General features: G+C 40.9%; 18 protein-coding genes and 1 tRNA gene. 14 read left to right on the forward strand and 5 right to left on the reverse strand.

What is annotated here, in order from left to right:
* The first annotated feature begins 57 nt into the window (after positions 1-57).
* From BA1DRAFT_RS15855 to BA1DRAFT_RS15890, 8 genes are all read left to right on the forward strand, one after another.
* Positions 58-423, forward strand: coding sequence for a Dabb family protein (locus BA1DRAFT_RS15855; RefSeq protein ID WP_036781016.1), 366 nt, complete (start codon positions 58-60; stop codon positions 421-423).
* The gene (locus BA1DRAFT_RS15860) at positions 413-835 is read left to right on the forward strand and encodes a DUF2000 domain-containing protein (protein WP_036781019.1); all 423 of its coding nucleotides are present in this window, start codon (positions 413-415) and stop codon (positions 833-835) included. Before BA1DRAFT_RS15855 ends, BA1DRAFT_RS15860 begins: the two co-directional genes overlap by 11 nt.
* 13 nt (positions 836-848) lie before the next feature.
* Entirely contained in the window at positions 849-2,264 is a 1,416-nt protein-coding gene (locus BA1DRAFT_RS15865; protein WP_036781021.1) for a phenylacetate--CoA ligase family protein, read from the forward strand.
* A gap of 132 nt (positions 2,265-2,396) precedes the next feature.
* The gene (locus tag BA1DRAFT_RS15870; RefSeq protein WP_036781023.1) at positions 2,397-3,344 is read left to right on the forward strand and encodes a branched-chain amino acid transaminase; all 948 of its coding nucleotides are present in this window, start codon (positions 2,397-2,399) and stop codon (positions 3,342-3,344) included.
* Between the two features lie 21 nt (positions 3,345-3,365).
* A complete protein-coding gene (locus BA1DRAFT_RS15875; protein WP_051560821.1) occupies positions 3,366-3,944 on the forward strand; it encodes a prephenate decarboxylase in 579 nt (192 codons plus the stop codon).
* Between the two features lie 43 nt (positions 3,945-3,987).
* Entirely contained in the window at positions 3,988-4,530 is a 543-nt protein-coding gene (locus tag BA1DRAFT_RS15880) for a carboxymuconolactone decarboxylase family protein (RefSeq protein WP_036781026.1), read from the forward strand.
* Between the two features lie 21 nt (positions 4,531-4,551).
* The gene (locus tag BA1DRAFT_RS15885; RefSeq protein ID WP_036781028.1) at positions 4,552-5,499 is read left to right on the forward strand and encodes an ornithine cyclodeaminase family protein; all 948 of its coding nucleotides are present in this window, start codon (positions 4,552-4,554) and stop codon (positions 5,497-5,499) included.
* Positions 5,500-5,651: 152 nt separating this feature from the next.
* Complete coding sequence (locus BA1DRAFT_RS15890; protein ID WP_036781030.1) at positions 5,652-6,278, forward strand: LysE family translocator; 627 nt, start codon at positions 5,652-5,654, stop codon at positions 6,276-6,278.
* Between the two features lie 319 nt (positions 6,279-6,597).
* On the opposite strand, the gene BA1DRAFT_RS15895 is transcribed toward BA1DRAFT_RS15890, so the two are convergent.
* Positions 6,598-6,685, reverse strand: a tRNA-Ser gene (locus BA1DRAFT_RS15895).
* A 213-nt stretch (positions 6,686-6,898) separates the two neighbouring features.
* Between BA1DRAFT_RS15895 and rcsD the strand changes: the two genes are divergently transcribed.
* Both rcsD and rcsB read left to right on the forward strand, forming a co-directional pair.
* Positions 6,899-9,589: a phosphotransferase RcsD gene (gene rcsD, locus BA1DRAFT_RS15900; RefSeq protein ID WP_036781033.1), complete on the forward strand. Its 2,691-nt coding sequence runs from the start codon at positions 6,899-6,901 to the stop codon at positions 9,587-9,589.
* Between the two features lie 3 nt (positions 9,590-9,592).
* A complete protein-coding gene (gene rcsB, locus BA1DRAFT_RS15905) occupies positions 9,593-10,246 on the forward strand; it encodes a response regulator transcription factor RcsB (protein WP_036781035.1) in 654 nt (217 codons plus the stop codon).
* Between the two features lie 101 nt (positions 10,247-10,347).
* Here the strand turns inward: rcsB and rcsC are convergent, their stop codons facing one another.
* Together rcsC and gyrA are read right to left on the reverse strand one after the other, a co-directional pair.
* Positions 10,348-13,164 carry a two-component system sensor histidine kinase RcsC gene (rcsC, locus tag BA1DRAFT_RS15910; RefSeq protein WP_072164815.1) on the reverse strand — a complete coding sequence of 939 codons (2,817 nt, stop codon included), beginning with the start codon at positions 13,162-13,164 and terminating at the stop codon, positions 10,348-10,350.
* 296 nt (positions 13,165-13,460) lie between these two features.
* Positions 13,461-16,088: a DNA topoisomerase (ATP-hydrolyzing) subunit A gene (gene gyrA / locus BA1DRAFT_RS15915; protein WP_036781039.1), complete on the reverse strand. Its 2,628-nt coding sequence runs from the start codon at positions 16,086-16,088 to the stop codon at positions 13,461-13,463.
* A 190-nt stretch (positions 16,089-16,278) separates the two neighbouring features.
* Here gyrA and ubiG point away from each other — a divergent pair, with 190 nt between their 5' ends.
* From ubiG to yfaE, 4 genes are all read left to right on the forward strand, one after another.
* The gene (ubiG, locus tag BA1DRAFT_RS15920) at positions 16,279-17,001 is read left to right on the forward strand and encodes a bifunctional 2-polyprenyl-6-hydroxyphenol methylase/3-demethylubiquinol 3-O-methyltransferase UbiG (protein ID WP_036781042.1); all 723 of its coding nucleotides are present in this window, start codon (positions 16,279-16,281) and stop codon (positions 16,999-17,001) included.
* A 373-nt stretch (positions 17,002-17,374) separates the two neighbouring features.
* The gene (gene nrdA, locus BA1DRAFT_RS15925; protein ID WP_036781044.1) at positions 17,375-19,666 is read left to right on the forward strand and encodes a class 1a ribonucleoside-diphosphate reductase subunit alpha; all 2,292 of its coding nucleotides are present in this window, start codon (positions 17,375-17,377) and stop codon (positions 19,664-19,666) included.
* Positions 19,667-19,678: 12 nt separating this feature from the next.
* Positions 19,679-20,809 carry a class Ia ribonucleoside-diphosphate reductase subunit beta gene (gene nrdB, locus BA1DRAFT_RS15930; RefSeq protein WP_036781046.1) on the forward strand — a complete coding sequence of 377 codons (1,131 nt, stop codon included), beginning with the start codon at positions 19,679-19,681 and terminating at the stop codon, positions 20,807-20,809.
* Entirely contained in the window at positions 20,809-21,075 is a 267-nt protein-coding gene (yfaE, locus tag BA1DRAFT_RS15935) for a class I ribonucleotide reductase maintenance protein YfaE (protein ID WP_036781049.1), read from the forward strand. The genes nrdB and yfaE overlap by 1 nt, the downstream gene beginning before the upstream one ends.
* A 121-nt stretch (positions 21,076-21,196) precedes the next feature.
* Here yfaE and BA1DRAFT_RS15940 read toward each other — a convergent pair whose 3' ends face one another.
* The gene (locus BA1DRAFT_RS15940) at positions 21,197-21,577 is read right to left on the reverse strand and encodes a type II toxin-antitoxin system YafO family toxin (protein WP_036781051.1); all 381 of its coding nucleotides are present in this window, start codon (positions 21,575-21,577) and stop codon (positions 21,197-21,199) included.
* Positions 21,577-22,197, reverse strand: a complete 621-nt coding sequence (locus BA1DRAFT_RS15945) for a hypothetical protein (RefSeq protein WP_036781053.1) — start codon at positions 22,195-22,197, stop codon at positions 21,577-21,579. Before BA1DRAFT_RS15945 ends, BA1DRAFT_RS15940 begins: the two co-directional genes overlap by 1 nt.
* Positions 22,198-22,567 lie beyond the last annotated feature (370 nt).

Here is a 22,567-nt window from a genome sequence, read left to right on the forward strand (position 1 = left end):
AATTAAATTATTTCCATAGGTTATTATAACTTAAAATCATTAATTATGAGGTAAGTCATGTTGGGCAAAAATAACTTGATTGCACATCAAGTCTTATTTACCTTCAAGGATGGAATAAGCTGGGATAGTGAAAAAGCCATATTAGCAGAGAAGGTGACTTTAAATCATATAAATGAGATAAGTGAAATAAAAGGATGGTTTTGTGGCCGCAGTACGGTAGACAGAAAGCAATCAGTTGACTTTAGTTTAATTGGTTACTTTGAAAGTTACGAAGACCTGAACATATATATGCATCATCCCGACCATATAAAAGGCGTAGTGCTATGGAAAGAAATAAGTACATGGACAGTCTCTGATATTATTATCGATGTAAATAAGTTGATAAATTTCACTCAATTAATAGGAAAGTCGTATGGAGTTTGACGAAAACCTACATAAAAGTGTCGTCGTTATCGCTGATAGTCTGCCACTTGGGTTAGCCATGAATGCACTGAGCGTCATTAGTGTTTCAATTGGCAGAAATATTAACGGCATTGTAGGGCATGATGTCTTTAGTAAAGATAGCATTTGTTATCCCGGTGTCATTAAAACGCCTTTGCCTATTTTGAAAGCAAGCCATGATGTACTGGATGCTATTCATAATGAATTAAAATCTAACGATAATTTTAAATTGAGCCCTTTTTCCTGTTTAGCGCAATCATGCAGAACATATGAGGAATACGAAGGAAAATTATCTGCTGAGCATTCCGATGAATTGAAGTTATCAGGAATCGGCATAGTTGGACCAAAGAAAGAGATCAATAAACTCACCGGTAACTTACCACTTTATAAATAACCAGGTAGCATATATGTATTCCATTTTTAGAACCGATCTTCATGAGTTAGGGCTGAAATACCTTACCGAATTAAAAAGATATCTGTCCGGCGAGATAGATATCCCCGCATTGGAAAAAATACAATATGAAAAGCTGAAAGAAATCATACACTATACGAAGAAGGGTTCAACTTTCTATCAAGATCGCCTAAACGCAATAAACCCAAATGATGATGATAATTTATCCTCATTTGTTGAAAAACTGCCCTTCACCACAAAATTAGACTTAAGTAAGGCAGGAAACACAATATCTTCAGATAGCTTGAGTCATGCCTGGATATATTATGAAACCACAGGGACAACTGGGCCATCAACGCCTTGTCCTCGCAATGAAATAGATTCTTTAGTCAATAATAGCTTCCTGACTCTGCAATATGAGTCTATTTTTAATCAGGAAGGCAAACAACACATTATTGGCGTGATGGGTCCAACGGAATTGCACTCCACTGGAGATACCTTTGAAGATGTATTTCGCAGTTTAGGGCATACCGTTATTAAAATGTGGCCTCGTTCGCCTGTTGTTGGCATGCATAGAGTACTCAGGTTGATACAAGACCTCAAAATAACCGCTTTAGTTTGCACACCTGCGGTCGCCGCTGAGTTGCTAAAATATTGCCGGGACAACGCATGTGATGCAAAAGAATTAGGTATCGAAATCATTTTAGTCCTTGGCGAACTTATTACGCCAAATAGATTAAGGAATTTATCTCGGAACTGGGGCGCTAAAATTTACAACTGCATGTATGCCTCACAAGAAACGTCAATTCTGGCGGCTTGTAACAATACCAATAAGCTTATTACTATTCCATATAACAATTATTACGAACTTATTTGCCCTTTTACTCAGCAAAAACTCAATGTTAGTGATAATCACGTTGCTGGTGAATTAGTGATTACTCATTTATATAAAGGGAATAAACCGCTGATTCGATACAAAACCGGGGATATGGTTCGGTGTAAGGCAATAGGCTTAAATCAATGGGAAATAGAACCCATCGGCAGAGTAAAAGATGTATTAGTATTAAACAATGCTAATGTATATGCTTTTGATATTGAAAATGCCATCTTTGAAGAACTTGAATATTGTTTTGAATACTTTATTGAAATCAACAATACAACCGGGACAGATGAGCTTAAGATCACCTTAGAGCCATGTGACGAATTAAATGATGCGTCACTCATTAGTAAGATAAAACAAAAAATGGAATCCAAATTCAATATGAATGTCGACATCCATGTAGGAGATGTCGGTGGACTTATTGGAACCGCGGCAATGGTAAGCTGGAAAGCAGCACGTATCCATGATTTGAGAGATGATACCAATAATATTGAACGAAATTCAGCTTTAGAGATCATGAAAAAGAGGGCAACTAATAGCCTATTACAATAGGCGTAATTGTTGCAGGCAGTTTGAACACGGACAGCGCGGAAAAACCGGAGCGTACACGTAGTACGTGAGGATTTTGAGCACTGCCCAGGTTCAAAATGACAAATAAAATAGCCTTATTGGGATAGGTAATAAATGACAAACAATATCGTTAGCCCAGTTAATAAAGATTGGATCGTATTTCTAGATGGGGAATATCTCAATTTTAGCAATGCGACCTTTCTTGCCAATACCCAAGCTTTAAATTATGGCACCGGTATATTTGAAGGAATTCGAGCTTATTGGGATCAAGACAATAACCAACTGAATCTATTTAGAGTGCATGAGCACTATGAACGGTTAATCCAATCAGCTAAAACATTAAAAATCGAATTGCCCTATACCAGTCAGGAGCTAACCGACATTACTAAAGATATCATCATTAAAAATGGTTTCAAACAAGATATTTATATCAGGCCATTAGCGCTTAAAAAGTCGTTAATGCCGGGTGAAAAATTTGGCGTTAAGCTAAGCGGCGTAAATTCAACCCTCTGTATTAACGCTTTACCTATGGGCGCTTACGCTAAAAAAACAGATTTTAAATGCCTTATTTCAAAATGGCGACGTGTATCAAATGCGGCAATTCCATCATCGGCCAAAATTACCGGCACTTATGTTAATTCCGCGCTTGCTCATGAAGATGCCAAAGAAAATGGATTTGATGATGCTATCATGTTGAATGAGCAAGGCATGTGCGCAGAAGCAAGTACATCAAATGTTTTTATTGTTAAGGATAATTGCGTTATTACACCATCACTTAGCGCTGGCATACTCAATGGAATAACCAGACAATCTGTTTTCGATATTTGTAAATTCCGCAATATTCCCTGCATTGAGTCAGAAATTCAACAAAAGGATCTCTATGAAGCAGACGCCTGCTTTTTAACAGGTACTGGCCTTGAAATATCAATTGTTTCGCAAATAGACAATGTGTCATATAAACAAAAAGAAGATTCTATAGCCAATGTTATTACCAAAGATTATCAAGAAATAATCAGAGGCAGAATAGATAAATTCTCACATTGGTTAAATCCGGTTTATTAGTGTAATTCCAGGAGAGACATCATGGAATGTGTTTTTTTTAGTTTCTACAAAGATACATTTGATGTTCTAAATATTGCTACCTTAGGCCCGTCAGGTACAAGTAGCGAACAATCCGCTATTCGTTTTGGTGAATTTGCTATCAAAAATAACGTCGCCAAAAGTTACCAAGTGGTTTTATGTAGTACTTACGAAGAAGCAAGTAATCAAATTATTTTAAATAACTGCCAAGCATTGGTGGTAGCCAATGCTTATTACAATATCAGTGAGTTTTATATGGATAACAGGTTTAACTTGTCATCCGCATTTTTAAACTACACGCCTAATTACGGTATCGCTATTCGTGATGAATTAACTAAAGATAATATCGTCATTGCAACCCATCCGGCGCCAAAAGCTTTAATCCCAGAGTTGTTGCCTGATAATCTAAAAATTGCAGATATCATTTTTAAAGATTCAACCAGTTCAGCGGCAAAAGCAGTCGCCAATTCAGAAGTAGATGCCGCACTCACGACAGAAGTGGCGGCAAAATTACACAATTTAAAATTTATTTCTCATATTCGACCAATTCAAATGCTTTGGTCAGTATTTACAGCCGCATAAAAGCTAATGTTGCTTTAAAATAGGCAAATATATAGAGGTTATTATGTCTTTACTTACACTACACACTATTGCTACCACACCTGAAAAAAGTAAAAAATTACTTCAAAGTTCTATTAATGACTTCGGCTGGATACCTAACCAAAGTGGTTATATGTCAGAATCCCCTTCACTATTAGCCGCTTACCAACGAGCACACGATTTATTTATTGATAGTTCACTAAATGAAGAGGAAAAAGCTGTGGTGTGGATTACAACCGGCATAGAAAATGGTTGTAACTACACGATTCAGGCACACTCCTATATTGCAATTCATAATGGCGTGGACAAAAAAACGGTTAAGGCATTGATTGAGAAAACCGACGATCTCTCTCCACGATTATTGGCACTGCGTGAATTTACCAGAGAGGTTATTTACTGCCGGGGACAATTGAAAAGAAGTGCTATTGATCTATTTTTAAGCCGTGGTTTCAGCAAACAGAGTATGTTAGACGTTGTGTTAGGGGTTTCTCAAAAGAATATGTCGACAATTCTCAATAGTATTGCCGGAACTGAAATTGATGATAAATTCAAGCTGGACGAACTTTAACTGATATTGAAAGGCATCAATATGCTTTATGTCGATAAAGAAACCGTTGCACGTTATTTGACGATGGAACTTAGTCTTAAGCTAAGTGAAATAGCATTTAAATTGCAATCGGAGAAAAAAGTAGAACAACCTTTACGCAATATCGTTAAAGGCGAAGACGGCTTAATGGGCACTATGCCGATTTATATTAAGGAAGGGCCATACAAAGGGTTTGGGTTAAAGTCGGTAGTCGTAAGGTTTCAAAGCAACAGCGATAAACCTTCACACATCGGTAGTGTGTTGGTTTACGACGAGCCAGGTGTTTCAGGGATTGCAGCGGTAGATGCCGGCGCTATCACAGAAATTCGCACAGCCGCCGCCTCTGCCTATGCAACCCATCTGCTTGCCGCAAAGGATGCCAGCCGGTTGGCGATACTTGGCACTGGCTTACAAGCAAAAGCACATTTGCAAGCCATGTTATATGTGCGCCCGATTAAAGAAGTCACTTTATGGGGTCGTAATGCAGAGAGATGCCGGGAATTTGTCACATGGTGTGATAAAACACTCAATCTTCCCATTTCGATCAAAGCCTCACCTGCTGAGGCTGTACTCAATAGTGACATCATTTGCACAACCACAGCATCGCGTGCCCCTATACTCAATAGAAAAGAGTTACCGGTTAAATGTCATGTCAATGCCATTGGCGCTTCGGCCCTGGGGTTTCAGGAACTTAGCGAAGATATGTATAGCAATACAACCCTATTCACTGATTCCAATGAATCGGTACTTGCCGCCTCTCAATCTGTTATTAAGGCAAGAGAGAAAGGTATTATTAATGGGTCAGACATTGGAATAGAAATTGGTACCGTTTCTCAATCTCATTCCAATTTGTGCGATCAGGGTGTAACTATCTTTCAATCCGTTGGTTTGGCTGTTCAAGATATGGTATTTTCTCGGGAGGTCATTCGACAACTAATAAAAATGTCTTAACTATTTTGGATAAAAATATGCCAAACTTAAGACGTTCAGCATTAGAAAAATGTCGTTATTGTCTATACTAAAAAGCCGTTATTTGTCACTTGCATACGCAAGTGACATTTTTATGTTCTGTTACTTCAAAGTGTTATTTTGAGAGGAAAGATATGCTAGAAGTGTCACAAATAGTAACCTATACAGCAGCACTGACTGTTGCTGCGGCGATACCAGGCCCGGGAATGGCAGCATTGGTTGCCAGAAGTGTGAGTAGTGGCGCATTAGCGGGATTTAGTGTGTTGTTTGGCCTGATTATAGGTGATCTAACTTATTTGTCCTTTGCTGTTTTTGGCTTGTCTATTATCGCGCACAGTTTTGACACCTTATTTGCTGTGGTGAGATGGGGTGCCGCATTGTATTTGGGTTATCTGGCGTGGCAGTTCTGGTTTGCCGATCATCAATCCATTGGTGAAGACCAACCAATTAAGAAAAAGGAGTTGGCTGCGGCATGGTTATCTGGTCTCACTCTGACGCTAAGTAACCCTAAAACGATTGCCTTCTATCTCGCACTATTACCTTTGGTCATTAACATGGAATCTATCTCGTTGCAAAACTGGGGACTCATGTTAGTGCCACTAACGGTTTTTGTCTTATTCAGCGTAGGAGCGGTATTTATTCTCGGCGCTCTCAGTATTCGACATTTGTTATCAAGCCAACGGGCACAACGGATTTTATTTAAAGGTGCGGCTGTCATCATGTTCGTAACCGCTGTAACTATGCTGTTCAAAGCCGATTAAAAAAGTTTAATCTCTTACTATTTCCACGGTTTTATTGAATAAGAATCCGTCCTGGAACACCATTCTTACCAATAAATCGTGGACACACCATAAATCACAATTGCAGACACAACTCGCCCCCGGAAAACACTGCACACATTTTTACTCATTGGAAATTGATAGATTTCAGGTCAACCGGATTGCGAACTTTCATCCCCATCATTTGCCGCTCAATAGACGATGACCATCTTATCGTTATGAAAATGGATTAATTATTATCTGAATGGAATATGGAAATGAAAAAAAACCCCACGCACTTTCTGTGCGTAGGGTCACTATTTGGCGGAAGGATAGAGATTCGAACTCTAGGATGGTTTCCCATCGGCGGTTTTCAAGACCGCTGCCTTCGACCGCTCGGCCATCCTTCCATGACGCGGGATTATGCTCCTAACATAATAATATGTCTAGCCTCTATCGTAAAAATTCTGTGATTTTTTTACTGTTCGCTCAATCCTCAATCTACAATATCCTTTCCAGCCCTAATCCTGCTAAAATTAGCCTAAATAGATCGAATCATGAGATTCACCAATTTAACAAGCTCGCTAAACAGCCAAGCAATTATTAAGGCTTCTACTCAACGAATGTATAACAAACAGTTTTCTATTAATTCATCAACCATAAACCGTTACTACGGTCTGTTCATTATTCTGCTTTTTGTTTCCCTGTTTTTATACAGTTATAACTACTTCAATGCCTGGCTAATGGGGAAAAAGTATGCGCTAAATAGTGTTGCAACCAAAGTAGTATTACAGATAGAAGATTATCGTTATCACGCTAACTCTATCTTTAAACAAGCCAATAGCTCATCTTTTAAACCGCAAGAATCCGTCACACCAATGAAGCTACGGCCTGATGTTTACTGGCTTGAGAATCGTTATCAAACTATCGACACGATTATTTTCGGTCATCACAGCGATGCAAGTGTAGAGTTGGCACAACGCCTTTCTAATTATATGGAGATTTTGTGGGGCACTCGCAATGAATACAACTCCATGTATTATCTGAATGGTAAAGATAACAATCTGTTTCTGATAACAACTCACTCTATTCTTAAACCGGAATTGAGATTTAAAGAGAGTTATCTAACACTTACCGCTGAATCAAAACGTTCAGAAATGCTAATGCAATCCACCGCATTAGATGAACGGGAAAATATTTCATCAATCCGTAAGTTAAATAGCGAAAATATCTATTTTTATACTTACCGAGCAACATTCAATTCACCGGGTCAATTGGCAACAGTTATCGCTTTCGATTTACCTATTTGCCATCTTCTGCCTATTGATATGGCAGCGGCAAATTTCAGTTTATTATCGGATGACGAACAACCCCCTCATGAAATCAATAAAGTTAATATCTCACAGAATGGTTTCTGGCTCGAATTTTCTCAATCACTCAAAGGCACACAATACAAACTGTTGTATCGGATATCACTCAAAGATTTGCTCATCGATTTGTTATACAGAAACATCTGGTTGTTACTGGCTGATTCCGTATTTATTATCCTCTCTTTAGGTGGGCTTATCTACATTCGTAGAAAATATATCGCTCCAAACGCCCTTATGAGTCACGAATTACAAGTCAAGGATGCGTTAAGCCACGATATTATCTCTAATATCCCGGTTGGCCTACTGATTTACGATTTCTCGATAAATCAAATAATTATGTGCAATAACCTTGCCGATCATCTGTTGCCGAATGTCGATTTAAATAAAATTAAAATGATGGCAAAGCAACATCATGGTGTCATCCAAACGTCAATTGACGATTCAGTCTATGAAATTAAAATGTCCAGCATTCGCCTGTTGCCAGAAACTTATCTGTTTTTACTGCAAGATAAAGATCAGGAAGCATTAATTAGCAGGCGTCTACAACTTGCTCATCTGGAACACGATAAGAGTGTACAAGCTCGGCGTTTTATGCTAACTAACATTCGTTCTGAATTAAAACAACCAATAAAGGAATTAGATCATATCGCTTACCAACTGAAACAAATTCTCACAGAAGAAAATAGTGTTCGTATCGTCGATAATTTATTAACTAAATCCGAATATATATCCGACTGGATCGAGAATATTTCATTACTCAATGAATTAGAATCAGGTGAATGGCAAGCAAAAAATGAATCGTTTTCATTATCAGTCATTTTAGAAGATATTATTAAAAAGGTGTTTCCTAAGATGAATAATAAAGGATTAAATTATTATTATCATTGTAATATTAATCCTGAATCACTATTTATTGGCGATAGTACTGCCATCAGTAAGATTGTCCTGATGTTAGTCAATTACGCAATCACACTCACATCTTATGGCAAAATATCTCTTATCGTTAATTATTCTCAGGAATACAAAGAACACATTCAAATCGAAATTATAGATACAGGGGCTGGACTTAATTCAACAGATTTAACAAATTTGAATTATCCATTTTTAAGCAAAGCCACAGGTGATAGATATCAATCCAATTCAGGACTGACCTTTTATCTATGTAACCAATTATGTAGAAAATTAAATGGTCATTTTACAATAAACAGCAAACCCCACTTGGGTACGCACTATGCTATCAGTCTGCCCTTAATCATCGGCCAAGACCAATGCCCGCCGCTACTGGAAGACATTACTGCCTTGCTGGATATCAGCAATACGGAGATCCGTAAGATTGTGCAAAATCATCTGCATCATTATGGCGCTGTTTACTTCGATAAAAAGCAAGAAAATATGAATCGAGAATACGATATCATGTTGACTGATAAACACTACGATTCGGCAAAATCGACTATATTACTGGTTGATAATCTGGCCGGTTTTGAGCAGATAAAACCTGACTATATTAGGTGTAACTACAATCTGGGTGAAGCGGTTATCAATGCCATTTCGTTATTAATTGAGAGAAGTTTCAGTTTTAACGAGTTTAATGCAAATGCTGAAATGCCAGCATTTAACGATGAAAGCAGTGATTACGATTTTGGCAATGTCATAAATAGTTATCAAAAACAGCTGATTGATAGCGATTACCGACAATTATTTGTCGAGACAGTACCGATAGATATTAATAAGCTGTATACTGATATAGAACAATATGATCTGATATCGCTTTCGCAGACAGCACATCGCCTGAAAGGCGTCTTTGCTATGTTAGACCTAGAACTCCTCAAACTTTCTTGCGAAACACTGGAACAACACATAACAGACAGTAACGAAATAGAGATTAAGAATAGCATTAGCCGTATTGAGTCCTTCACCAAAAGGCTATTGCAGCAGGGTAACTAATAGATGAATAACCTTAACGTCATTATTGCTGATGATCATCCAATTGTCCTGTTTGGCATCCGCAAATCACTTGAGCGGCTTGAATGGATCAACGTTGTCGCTGAGTCGGAAGACTCGACCACATTGATCAACAATCTGTCCTGTATTAAAGCAAACGTATTGATCACTGATCTGTCTATGCCTGGCGACATATACGGCGATGGAATCAATTTGATTAAATACATCAAACGCCATTATCCCAGACTATCAATCATTGTTTTAACCATGAACAATAATCCAGCAATCTTAAGTGCTGTACTCGAACTTGATATTGAAGGCATTGTCTTAAAACAAGGAGCACCAACAGATTTACCTGATGTATTGACGGCCCTGAAAGAAGGGGAAAGATTTATGCCAGACAGCGTTTCTGAGCTGTTGAAAAAAGTGACGAAAGCCCCCTATGGAGATAAGCCATTATCACAAAAAGAGAGTGAAGTTATACGTCTATTTGCCCAGGGCTTTTTGGTAACAGATATTGCCAAAAAACTGAAACGCAGTGTCAAGACTATCAGCAGTCAGAAAAAATCAGCTATGGTAAAACTGGGGGTAAATAACGATATTGCATTACTCAATTACCTTGCTTCTGTCACTATCGATACAAACGATAATGTTCAGTAGATACCGCTCGTTATTTTAATATGAAAGTCGTCCTGATGCCCGGTAACTATCTGTTTGTACCGGGCATTATTTTATAAGTCATTGTTTTATAAATTATCGTTTTAAATCATTTCCGTCAGCACCTGTCTAAGCGTCACCAAAGAAACCGGTTTAGACAAACAATCATTCATTCCTGCATCAATACAGCGCTGTTTTTCTTCTGCCAATGCATTTGCCGTAATACCAATAATCGGCAGCTTACACCCATCATCCCGTAAGTACATTGTTAACGCATAACCATCCATATTGGGCATATTGACATCCGTCAGAATGATATCAATCCCTCCTTTTTTCAAATACTCCAACGCATCTAATCCATCATTTGCCATTGCTGTTTGAAAACCGATAGATTTCAATTGATCGGCCAATAAACGGCGGTTGATAGGATGATCATCCACCACCAGAACCATAATAGTATTAAACCGAGTATTTGCCTGAAAAACAGGTAGGGCAGTATTTAATACCACACTATGATTTGGTGAAATCAGCCGCTCAATCATTACCGGCAAATCATGTAAATGGTAAGAGTTGTGTAACCAATAGTTTTCTCTGATTTGTTCCGGTGAGCCAATATAGTCGGTTGATAACTCAATATAACCATATACCGGGGAAGTCACAGCATCAGGGAAATCGCTGATAATAATTTCACTACCATCTGTACTTTGCCCACTATATAAAATAGTGTGTAAGCCATGATGAACCAGAAAACGCTGTAAAAATTCCTCCAGATAAAGATTACGTATAGCCAAGATGATTTTTCGCTGATGTTCATTTATCAACTGAGTGTTTGGCCTATATTTCGCACCATATAAAGGTAAACGAATAGAAAACATACTCCCTATCTGTGGTTGTGAAATGACTTCGATATCACCATCCATCAGATTGATAAGTTTTTCACAAATCGCCAGACCAAGCCCCGTTCCTTGAGATGAACTTTCCGTATTGGGCATGATCTGGAAAAATGGATCAAACAACTGAACCAGCGCTTTATCAGAAATGCCAACGCCCGTATCCTTTATTCTGACGTATAAATAATCTCTATCAACCGTCACATGTATAACCACACATCCGGTATTAGTGAATTTAATCGCATTATTTAACAGATTAGATATAACTTGTTGTAATCGAACCGGATCATTGCAGATATAATCCGGCACATCCGGTTCAATATAGCAATACAAGGTCAACGGTTTTTTCACCACTAACGGCAGGTAGTTAGAAATAACATGAGAGATAACTTCCTGACAGGAAAACTCTCTAGACTCAATTTTAAGCTGTTTTGATTCAATTTTTGAGAAGTCGAGAATATCACTGATAATTTTTAACAACAACGCTGAAGAATTATTCATCGTTGATAACAAACGAATAGATTCAGCAGGCAACGAATGCGCCTGTAATAACTCCAGGTTGCCAATAATACCGTAAAGCGGCGTTCTCAACTCGTGACTGACGGTAGCTAAAAACATAGATTTAGAATAGTTAGCCTGTTCCGATGCCAGCGCCACCTCCTGTAATGATTTTTCCATCCGCACACGGACGCTAATATCAACCAAAACACAAATCGCCACCTCTTCATTCCTGTAGCGGGAATGAACAAAACTGATTTGTAGATGATGATGATTACTGGTGACGACATCAACATAACTGCTGGTTCTGTCACAAATAATATGAATAATACGTTCCCGATCTTCATGCGTTAACATTCTTAAATAATTATGAGCTAACTCATTACTTAGAATATTACTCCCATCACTGACCCGCAATATACTGATCCCAACCGGCGCTGAAGCGACAATTTTATGATTAAATTGTTCATGCTCCTCTAGCCGAATTGCATTCTCTTCCGCCGGAGCAAACATCTTTCGCTCAAACAGATATACCAGAACAATGATGACAAAGGCAGATAACACATTAAGCACAATACTGCTAATAATCTGTAGTTTAAAACCCTCAAAAATAGTTTTCAGCGGCAACGCGTAAATGATACTGAATGAAGATGGCATTAACCGGCGTTTTAACAGTAAATCAGTGAAATTATCATCATAGCCAAAATAAGGCGCTTCCAACTGATAATCGGCATAATGAAGTTTATAGTCATCATTTGCTGGATAGTGCAACACAGGTTGATTACTACGATTCAATAACGTTATTGAAATTGGGCGGTCTTGTCTTTGAATAAAAGAGTCCAATCTGATGAATTGTTCAATGCCTATCATTGCAACCATCTGACCATTGACATATACCGGCGCCAATACGTAGAGATGACCACTATCAGATCTTGCACCAGGAATAACCCAATAAACATTTCGTTCTTTACCTTGATCTTTCAGGCTGATAAGTCTGCGTGAGTTTTCATAAACTATTTTTTTCAGCGTATCAGGTTCAGTCGAGGTATTACGGATAGAAAAATTCACCATACACATACTTTGCGTACCCACCAGAAAAACCTGATTCAACCCCTGAGGCGCCGCAAGATTATCTTTCCAATAGAAGATGAGGTTATTCAACGAATTTAAATAGCTATGAGTGTTGTTGCGAAAAGTACGACAGTCAGCGCTTTGGTTCAAAGGATGATAAGAAAACGCCGGGCTATTATGGGGAAAATCAAAAATAGCATTTTTCCCATTAGAATTCAGTAAATGCTTCTCTGTCATATATTGGATATCCCGCAGAATACTTGCTGTATGACGCACATAAGAGAGCGTGGAATCATAATTAGCATTGTATTCTTGCCGAATATCCGACTTGATTTCATTAAAGATATTAACCAGGTAAAAAGCTGTTAATAAAGCGCCTAACGCCCACAGCATTAGGCCAAGCACCCGGAAAAGATAACGGGATATTTTTAGCGATGTACGAAAAGAAGAAAGATATCTCAAAAGGTTACCTAATAAAAACCGGCATTATTCAATGTCATTAATGACAAGATATATACCCGTTATCTTTCAAGTTGCCTCTTTGTTGGCTGCACTCGCTCACCCCGGTCACATAGTTACCTATGCTCCCGGGGATTCTCTCTCTTGCCGTCGCGATGCATCTTGAAATCCATAGGGTATCCAGAGTTTAAAGATTAAAAAGGCCCATCTGTTGCATATTTCGATATTAATAAAAATCCCTTTTAAAAAACAGGCACCGAAGTACCTGTTTCTTATATTAAGTAAAAAAATATCTTCACTTAAACCGGATCAACTGACTCGCCGATGTTAGCATCAGGTAAATCGGTGTTATCACTTTTCGATTCTTCCCCTTCTGCCGCCAGCCCATCTTCATCATCTTCCGGCTCAGCAACCCGCTGTAAGCCGACAACTTTCTCATCTTCCGCAGTACGAATAAGCGTTACACCTTGAGTATTGCGGCCAACAACGCTGACTTCCGATACCCTTGTACGCACTAACGTGCCGGCATCAGTAATCATCATTATCTGATCGGTCGGTTCAACCTGAATTGCCCCGATCACATTGCCATTACGTTCGCTGACTTTAATCGAGATAACCCCCTGCGTTGCACGGGATTTGATTGGATATTCGTTTTCAGCGGTACGTTTGCCATAACCGTTTTCAGTGACAGTCAGAATTTCTCCTTCTCCACGTGGGATAATCAGAGAAACAACTTTATCTTCACCACTCAGTTTGATACCACGTACACCGGTAGCTGTACGCCCCATTGAACGAACCGCTTCCTCTTCAAAACGAACAACCTTCCCTTCCGCGGAGAACAACATAACTTCGTTATTACCGTCAGTCAGGTCAACGCCGATCAGTTCATCACCTTCATTGAGATTAACAGCGAGAATACCGGCACTACGCGGACGGCTGAAATCTTGCAACGCGGTTTTCTTCACGGTCCCGCTGGCCGTAGCCATGAAGACATACAGCCCTTCTTCATATTCACGCACCGGCAGAATCGCGGTAATGCGCTCATTTTGCTCTAACGGCAACAGGTTAACAATCGGACGACCACGCGCACCACGGCTAGCCTCCGGTAATTGATAAACCTTCATCCAGTACAAGCGGCCACGGCTGGAGAAGCAGAGGATCGTATCGTGAGTATTGGCAACCAACAACTTGTCAATAAAATCTTCTTCTTTAATACGCGCTGCGGATTTACCTTTACCACCACGGCGCTGCGCTTCATAGTCAGATAACGGCTGGTATTTGACATACCCTTGATGTGACAACGTAACAACAACATCTTCCTGATTAATCAAATCTTCAATATTGATATCAGCCGTATTTTCCGTGATTTCAGTACGGCGGGCATCGCTGTATTGCGACTTAATTGCCAACAACTCTTCACGGATCACTTCCATCAAGCGCTCAGGATTTTCCAGAATAAATAGCAACTCGCCGATTAATGTCAGCAATTCACGATATTCATCCAGCAGTTTTTCATGCTCCAAGCCGGTCAGTTTCTGCAAACGCAGATCCAGAATGGCTTGAGCCTGTTGTTCGGTCAGATAATATTTACCGTCATGCACACCATATTGTGGTTCCAACCACTCAGGACGGGCGGCATCATCACCGGCTCGTTCCAGCATAGTAGCAACACTGCCTAATTCCCACGGTTTAGCAACCAATGCGGCTTTTGCCTCGGCAGGTGTCGGAGCAAGACGGACAAGTTCGATAATCGGATCGATATTCGCCAGTGCGACAGCTAATGCCTCAAGAATATGGGCGCGTTCACGGGCTTTGCGTAATTCAAAGATGGTACGACGAGTGACCACTTCACGGCGGTGGCATACGAAAGCCGAAATAATATCTTTTAGATTCAGCAGCTTCGGCTGCCCCTGATGCAGGGCCACCATGTTGATGCCAAAAGAGACTTGAAGCTGAGTCAGGGAATAGAGGTTATTCAGAACCACTTCCCCCACCGCATCCCGCTTCACTTCAATCACGATCCGCATGCCGTCTTTATCGGATTCGTCACGCAGCGCACTGATCCCTTCAATGCGTTTCTCTTTCACCAATTCGGCAATTTTTTCAATCAGGCGGGCTTTGTTGACTTGATAAGGAATTTCGTGCACTAAAATCGTTTCACGGCCATTCTTCTCATCAACTTCAATTTCCGCACGGGCACGGATATAAATTTTACCGCGGCCAGTCCGATAAGCCTCCTGAATACCGCGACGACCATTAATAATCGCAGCAGTAGGGAAATCCGGGCCAGGAATATACTGCATCAGCCCTTCAATGCTGATATTTTCATCTTCAATATAAGCCAGACAACCATCAATAACTTCGGATAAGTTATGAGGAGGAATGTTAGTCGCCATACCCACTGCGATACCAGAAGAGCCATTGATCAGCAGGTTTGGTACTCGGGTTGGCATCACTTCCGGGATCTGCTCTGTACCATCATAGTTTGGCACAAAATCGACAGTCTCTTTCTCCAGATCCGCTAGCAACTCATGGGCAACTTTCGCCATACGTACTTCGGTGTAACGCATAGCGGCGGCTGAGTCTCCATCGACTGAACCAAAGTTACCCTGACCATCAACCAACATATAGCGCAGGGAAAACGGCTGAGCCATACGAACAATCGTGTCGTAGACTGCGCTATCCCCATGAGGATGGTATTTACCGATGACGTCCCCGACAACACGGGCAGACTTCTTGTAGGGTTTATTCCAATCATTTCCCAGTACACTCATGGCATAAAGCACGCGGCGGTGTACCGGCTTTAGTCCGTCTCGAACATCTGGTAGTGCGCGCCCGACAATTACAGACATCGCATAATCCAAATATGAGCTTTTCAGCTCTTCTTCGATATTGACCGGGGTGATTTCTCTGGCAATGTCGCTCATGGAGCCCACTATCCCTCATACATTCCGAATTCAAAGGTTTAGAACTATACCACAAACCAACAGTTTTATAAAAATCAGATACGGGTATTTAAAAATTAAGCCGTGTATACTATCTCAAAACTGAGTAAACCCTGCTCAGAACGGAGTGAATCCGCCTGTTTTAAGAAAGTTTAAGGAGCGACAACCGCTGATGAACATCAAAACCCCTTCCACCCCAAACAATGTTGATCAACAGGAAATAGAAAAATTTGAAGCGATTGCTTCTCGCTGGTGGGATTTGGAAGGTGAATTTAAGCCGCTGCACCGAATTAACCCGCTACGCTTGAATTACATTTTGCAGCGTTCTGACGGCATTTTCGGTAAAAAAATCTTGGATGTGGGCTGTGGCGGCGGTATTTTGTCAGAAAGTATGGCCCGTGAAGGGGCAGAAGTGACCGGGCTGGATATGGGTACGGAACCGCTTCAAGTTGCCAGACTGCACGCCCTTGAAACAGGTATCCCCGTGACTTATGTACAGGAAACTGTGGAAAGCCACGCCGAAAAATATCCACAAGCTTATGATATCGTCACCTGTATGGAAATGCTGGAACATGTCCCAGATCCACAATCGGTCGTCCGTGCTTGTGCTCAGTTAGTGAAACCCGGCGGGCACGCCTTTTTTTCTACCGTTAACCGCAACAAAAAAGCTTGGCTTATAGGGATAATCGGCGCGGAATATATTCTGAAAATGGTGCCAAAAGGAACTCATGACGTGAAGAAATTTATCCGGCCATCAGAGTTGATAGGCTGGATTGACAGCACACCTCTACAAGAACAGCATATTATCGGCCTGCATTACAACCTGCTGACGGATAAATTTAGCCTTGGTCACAATGTAGACGTCAATTATATGTTACACACTCAGTATGTCTGACATATTCATCTGACAGATTAATAAATCGGCAAATGAATCATATTTTCAGGAATTTTTTCACTCATTTTTGCCGGTGTTTCTGTCAGAGCAACCGCTAGTAATGATGCAGGCTTCCGGCTTTTTAATAAATTTTAGTCCTCAAGTTATCCACAAGAATCCGTATTTTTGTGCACTTGATAAAAGCCGCTTTTAACATTATCTTGTTGTCATTATTTAGTGTACCCCCTACATATTGTGTTCCTTAACATTCCATTACCACTACTCTCTCGTTGGTTTTTTCGCCACTGAGAGGGTTATGTTTTGGTCTAAGTCAAAGACACAAAGCAGGTGGGAGCGAATCTGAAAGTAAATGTAATGTAAGGTATGCCTGTCCATGAACCATAGTCTGCTAGTAACAAAGCGTGATGGCCACAAAGAACGAATTGACCTTGAGAAAATCCACCGGGTTGTTAACTGGGCAGCCGATGGGCTGAAAAATGTCTCGGTATCACAAGTAGAACTGCGGTCCCAAATCCAATTTTACGATGGTATCAAAACCTCAGATATTCATGAGACGATGATCAAAGCTGCCGCTGATCTTATCTCCGGTGATGCGCCTGACTATCAGTATTTGGCCGCTCGCCTGGCAATTTTCAATCTGCGTAAAAAAGCCTATGGTCAATTCGAGCCGCCAGCACTCTATGATCATGTATCCCGTATGGTGGAAATGGGCAAATATGGCAAGCATTTGCTTGCAGACTACTCGAAAGAAGAATTCGAGCAAATGGACGCGTTTATTGACCATTGGCGTGATATGAACTTCTCCTATGCGGCGGTCAAACAGCTTGAAGGTAAATACCTGGTTCAGAATCGCGTTACCGGTGAAATTTATGAAAGCGCCCAATTCCTCTATATTCTGGTGGCGGCTTGCCTGTTTTCCGGTTATCCGAAAGAGACGCGTCTGGACTATATTCGCCGTTTTTACGACGCTGCTTCGACATTTAAAATTTCTCTGCCAACTCCGATCATGGCGGGTGTACGCACCCCTACCCGTCAATTCAGCTCCTGCGTGCTGATTGAATGTGACGATAGCTTGGATTCCATTAATGCGACCTCTAGCGCCATTGTGAAATATGTTTCTCAACGTGCCGGTATTGGTATCAATGCAGGCCGTATTCGCGCCTTGGGAAGCCCAATCCGTAATGGAGAAGCCTTCCATACCGGCTGTATTCCTTTCTATAAGCATTTCCAGACCGCGGTAAAATCCTGCTCTCAAGGCGGTGTTCGTGGCGGCGCCGCTACACTGTTCTATCCATTGTGGCATCTGGAAGTTGAAAGCCTGCTGGTATTGAAAAACAACCGTGGCGTTGAAGGGAACCGTGTTCGTCACATGGACTATGGCGTACAACTTAACAAACTGATGTACGAACGACTGATCAAAGGTGAAGAGATCACCCTGTTCAGCCCATCCGACGTTCCAGGGCTATATGATGCATTCTTTGCCGATCAGGATGAATTTGAGCGCTTGTACACCAAATATGAGCAAGACAGCAATATCCGTCAGCAACGTCTGAAAGCAGTTGAGCTCTTCTCCCTGATGATGCAGGAACGTGCTTCTACCGGCCGTATCTATATTCAGAACGTAGATCACTGCAACACTCACAGCCCATTTGATCCTTTGGTCGCCCCGGTGCGCCAATCAAATCTGTGTCTGGAAATTGCACTGCCAACCAAGCCATTGAATGATATCAATGATAAAAATGGTGAAATCGCGCTGTGTACCTTGTCCGCATTCAACCTGGGGGCCATTGAAAATCTTGATGAACTGGAAGAGCTGGCTATTCTGGCGGTTCGTGCCCTTGATGCCCTGCTCGATTATCAGGACTACCCTATCCTTGCCGCCAAACAAGGAGCAATGGGTCGCCGTACATTAGGCATTGGTGTTATCAACTATGCTTACTATCTGGCGAAACACGGAGTACGTTATTCCGATGGCAGCGCTAACAACCTGACTCACAAAACATTTGAAGCTATCCAATATTACCTGTTGAAAGCCTCTAATGAACTGGCGAAAGAGCAAGGCGCTTGCCCGTGGTTTAAAGAAACCACCTATTCTAAAGGTATCCTACCTATCGATACCTATAAAAAAGCGCTGGATACATTGACCAATGAACCGCTGCACTATGACTGGGAAGCATTGCGCAACGAGATCAAACAACATGGTCTACGTAATTCAACATTATCTTCTTTAATGCCGTCAGAGACCTCTTCCCAGATCTCTAACGCCACCAACGGCATTGAACCACCTCGTGGTTACATCAGCATTAAAGCATCAAAAGATGGCATTTTACGCCAGGTTGTCCCGGAATATGAGCGTTTGAAAGGGGCTTATGAACTCTTGTGGCAAATGCCGGGCAATGACGGCTACTTGCAGTTGGTTGGTATCATGCAGAAATTTATCGATCAGTCGATCTCTGCCAATACCAACTATGATCCGACACATTTCCCAAGTGGAAAAGTGCCGATGAATCAACTGCTGAAAGATTTGCTGCTCGCTTACAAATATGGTGTGAAGACACTGTATTACCACAATACCCGTGATGGTGCGGAAGACGTTCAGGATGACCTGGAAGAAGTCGTGGAATCTGCTGATTCCGATTGTGAAGGCGGCGCGTGTAAGATTTAATTTGAGGAAGTTATGGCCTATACCACTTTTTCACAAGTCAAAAACGATCAGTTACAGGAACCAATGTTTTTTGGTCAGCCAGTAAACGTAGCCCGTTATGACCAACAAAAGTATCCGATTTTTGAGAAATTGATCGAAAAACAGCTCTCTTTCTTCTGGCGCCCGGAAGAAGTTGACGTGTCTCGCGACCGCATTGACTACAATGCGCTGCCTGACCATGAAAAGCATATTTTTATCAGTAACTTAAAATATCAAACGCTGCTGGACTCTATTCAGGGCCGCAGCCCGAACGTGGCTTTTCTGCCCTTGATCTCCATCCCTGAGCTGGAAACCTGGGTTGAAACTTGGTCTTTTTCTGAAACGATTCATTCACGTTCTTACACTCACATCATTCGGAATATCGTCAACGATCCGGCGGTTGTGTTTGATGATATTGTCACCAATGAAGAGATTCTTAAGCGGGCGAAAGACATTTCCGCTTATTACGATGATCTGATTGAGATGACTAATCACTACCAGTTATTTGGTGAAGGCACGCATCAGATTGCCGGTAAAACCATCACCGTTAGCCTGCGTGAACTGAAAAAGCAATTGTATCTGTGCCTGATGAGCGTTAACGCGCTGGAAGCGATCCGCTTTTACGTCAGTTTTGCCTGTTCATTTGCCTTTGCTGAACGCGAATTGATGGAAGGTAATGCAAAAATCATCAAATTGATCGCCCGTGACGAAGCACTACATCTGACCGGCACACAACATATGCTGAATCTGTTGCGCTCTGGTCAAGACGATCCAGAAATGGCAGAAATCGCCAAAGAGTGTGAACAACAGTGCTATGACCTGTTTGTTCAGGCGGCGGAACAAGAAAAAGAGTGGGCAGACTACCTGTTCAGCGAAGGTTCCATGATTGGCTTGAACAAAGATATTCTGTGTCAATATGTTGAGTACATTACCAACATCCGTATGCAGGCTGTCGGGTTGAAACTGCCATTTGAAACGCGCTCCAACCCGATTCCGTGGATTAACGCCTGGCTGGTGTCTGATAACGTTCAAGTCGCGCCGCAAGAAGTTGAAGTCAGTTCCTATCTGGTTGGTCAGATTGATGCTGAAGTTAACCCTGACGACCTGAGTGATTTTGAACTCTGATGACAAGCTATAAAGTAACCCTGCATGGTATGCAGGGTTATCATATCTACAGCTCTCCCAAGCTGCATAACAGTCTGCTAGAGGCACTGGAACAAGGTAGAGTTCAAGCTGAATACCAGTGCCGCGAAGGTTATTGCGGCTCTTGCCGTGTCAGATTGATAAAAGGCAAAGTCGGCTATCGGCGCAAACCGCTGGCTTTTGTTAATGAAGGCGAGATTTTACCCTGCTGCTGTCATCCACTTAGTGATATTGAGATTGAGCTTTAGTATTTATCTTAAAAACTAACGCTTAATAATGAATACGAATATCCACACCCTGATAGCATGGACAAAGAATCTCCGAATTTATAAGGGCTTTTAATTTATTAACAGCAGGTTATATAGTAATTTAGATGGAATGGAACTCCTCAGCCCTACGCTCAAGCTCTGTAAGAAATGACGTCTTTGCTAATTCGTGAGCCTTTGGGCTCATAATACTTATCACCTGAAAACTCTTACTATCCATCCAATGCTGCACATACACTAAATAATTATCCGAACATCGATCAATCTGTGGCTTATATTTTTCCCACGGTATTTCATCTGGCATCCTAATATGCAATTTATAGATATTTGAATCTAAGGTTCTGCTATTATGTTCCCATTGACCATCCCGGCCAAATACAGAAGGTAATAACGCCGTCCTTTTCCAATGCTCTAACAACTTTGCATAAACTATTGCAACCTCATGAAATTCAACATCTTCATGAACAGTAACACTGACTCCCATTATAAAAATTCCGGCTCTGACAGACCAAGGTTTTTATGTTCTGCTAATATCATCAATTTAACTTCTCTAGAAGTAGGTAAATTATCAGGATGATATGTCTTTGTCGGAGGCAGGCTTTGTTCAATAGCCGAAAGAATATCACACGCAGTATATTCAGAGTCCGCTATTGCTCGACCGAACTTCACAATATTCACCCGAAATATTTCTCGCTGAGACGGATCTGGAAAATTCTTACTCAGATTATCAGATGACAGAACGATACGTATTGCCTCTTTTATCCTCATGCAATATTCAATGTTGTCATTGGCTAATTTTCTTATGCGTACTGAATTTGAAAACAATTCACCACTCCCCTTAGCAACACGATGAGCGATAGCTTCAGATAACGACTTTCGCGTGTACTCATTCAAACTTTGCAAGTAAGCAGTTGCCTCTGACAAAGGCAGAAAAACCTGTTCATCTTTCAGGTTAAATGTCAATGTAGATATCAAACCTGCCGATTTTTGTATTTCAACGACCGTCATCGGTAGAACGGTACTTTTAGCCGGAACAGGAGCCAAAGACGCCAATAACGCCGCTGTCATCGCTGGGAGAGCCATTGTTTTCACTTGTCTCTTCATATCCTCACCACCTTCAATGTTGATATGTATTGATTATAAATGTTGTGGATTTGATGATCAATTCACCAAATTTCTGGTGACAAAAAAATATTCTGACCGAAAAGCCCACTAAATCACATTTCATCAAGCTAGCATTGACTATATCAATCTATCTCGGATGTTAATACATGAACTAAAAGCCTCTATTAATTTCTTTTTAATCAGTTTGAACGTTTTTCTATTTAGCTATAATTTTGTCTTCGATATTATTCGTAGGCTGCATAATTCACGGGTGGTATTCAGGCCGGAAACTAATAAACCTGAGGTTTGCTTAAGAAGGGAACTAAGTGCCTGAGGCACGATCAAAGTTTTTGTCAAAGAAAACAAAATC

This window comes from Photorhabdus aegyptia (genome assembly GCF_000612035.1).
In the GTDB taxonomy this organism is placed as follows: Bacteria; Pseudomonadota; Gammaproteobacteria; order Enterobacterales; family Enterobacteriaceae; genus Photorhabdus; species Photorhabdus akhurstii.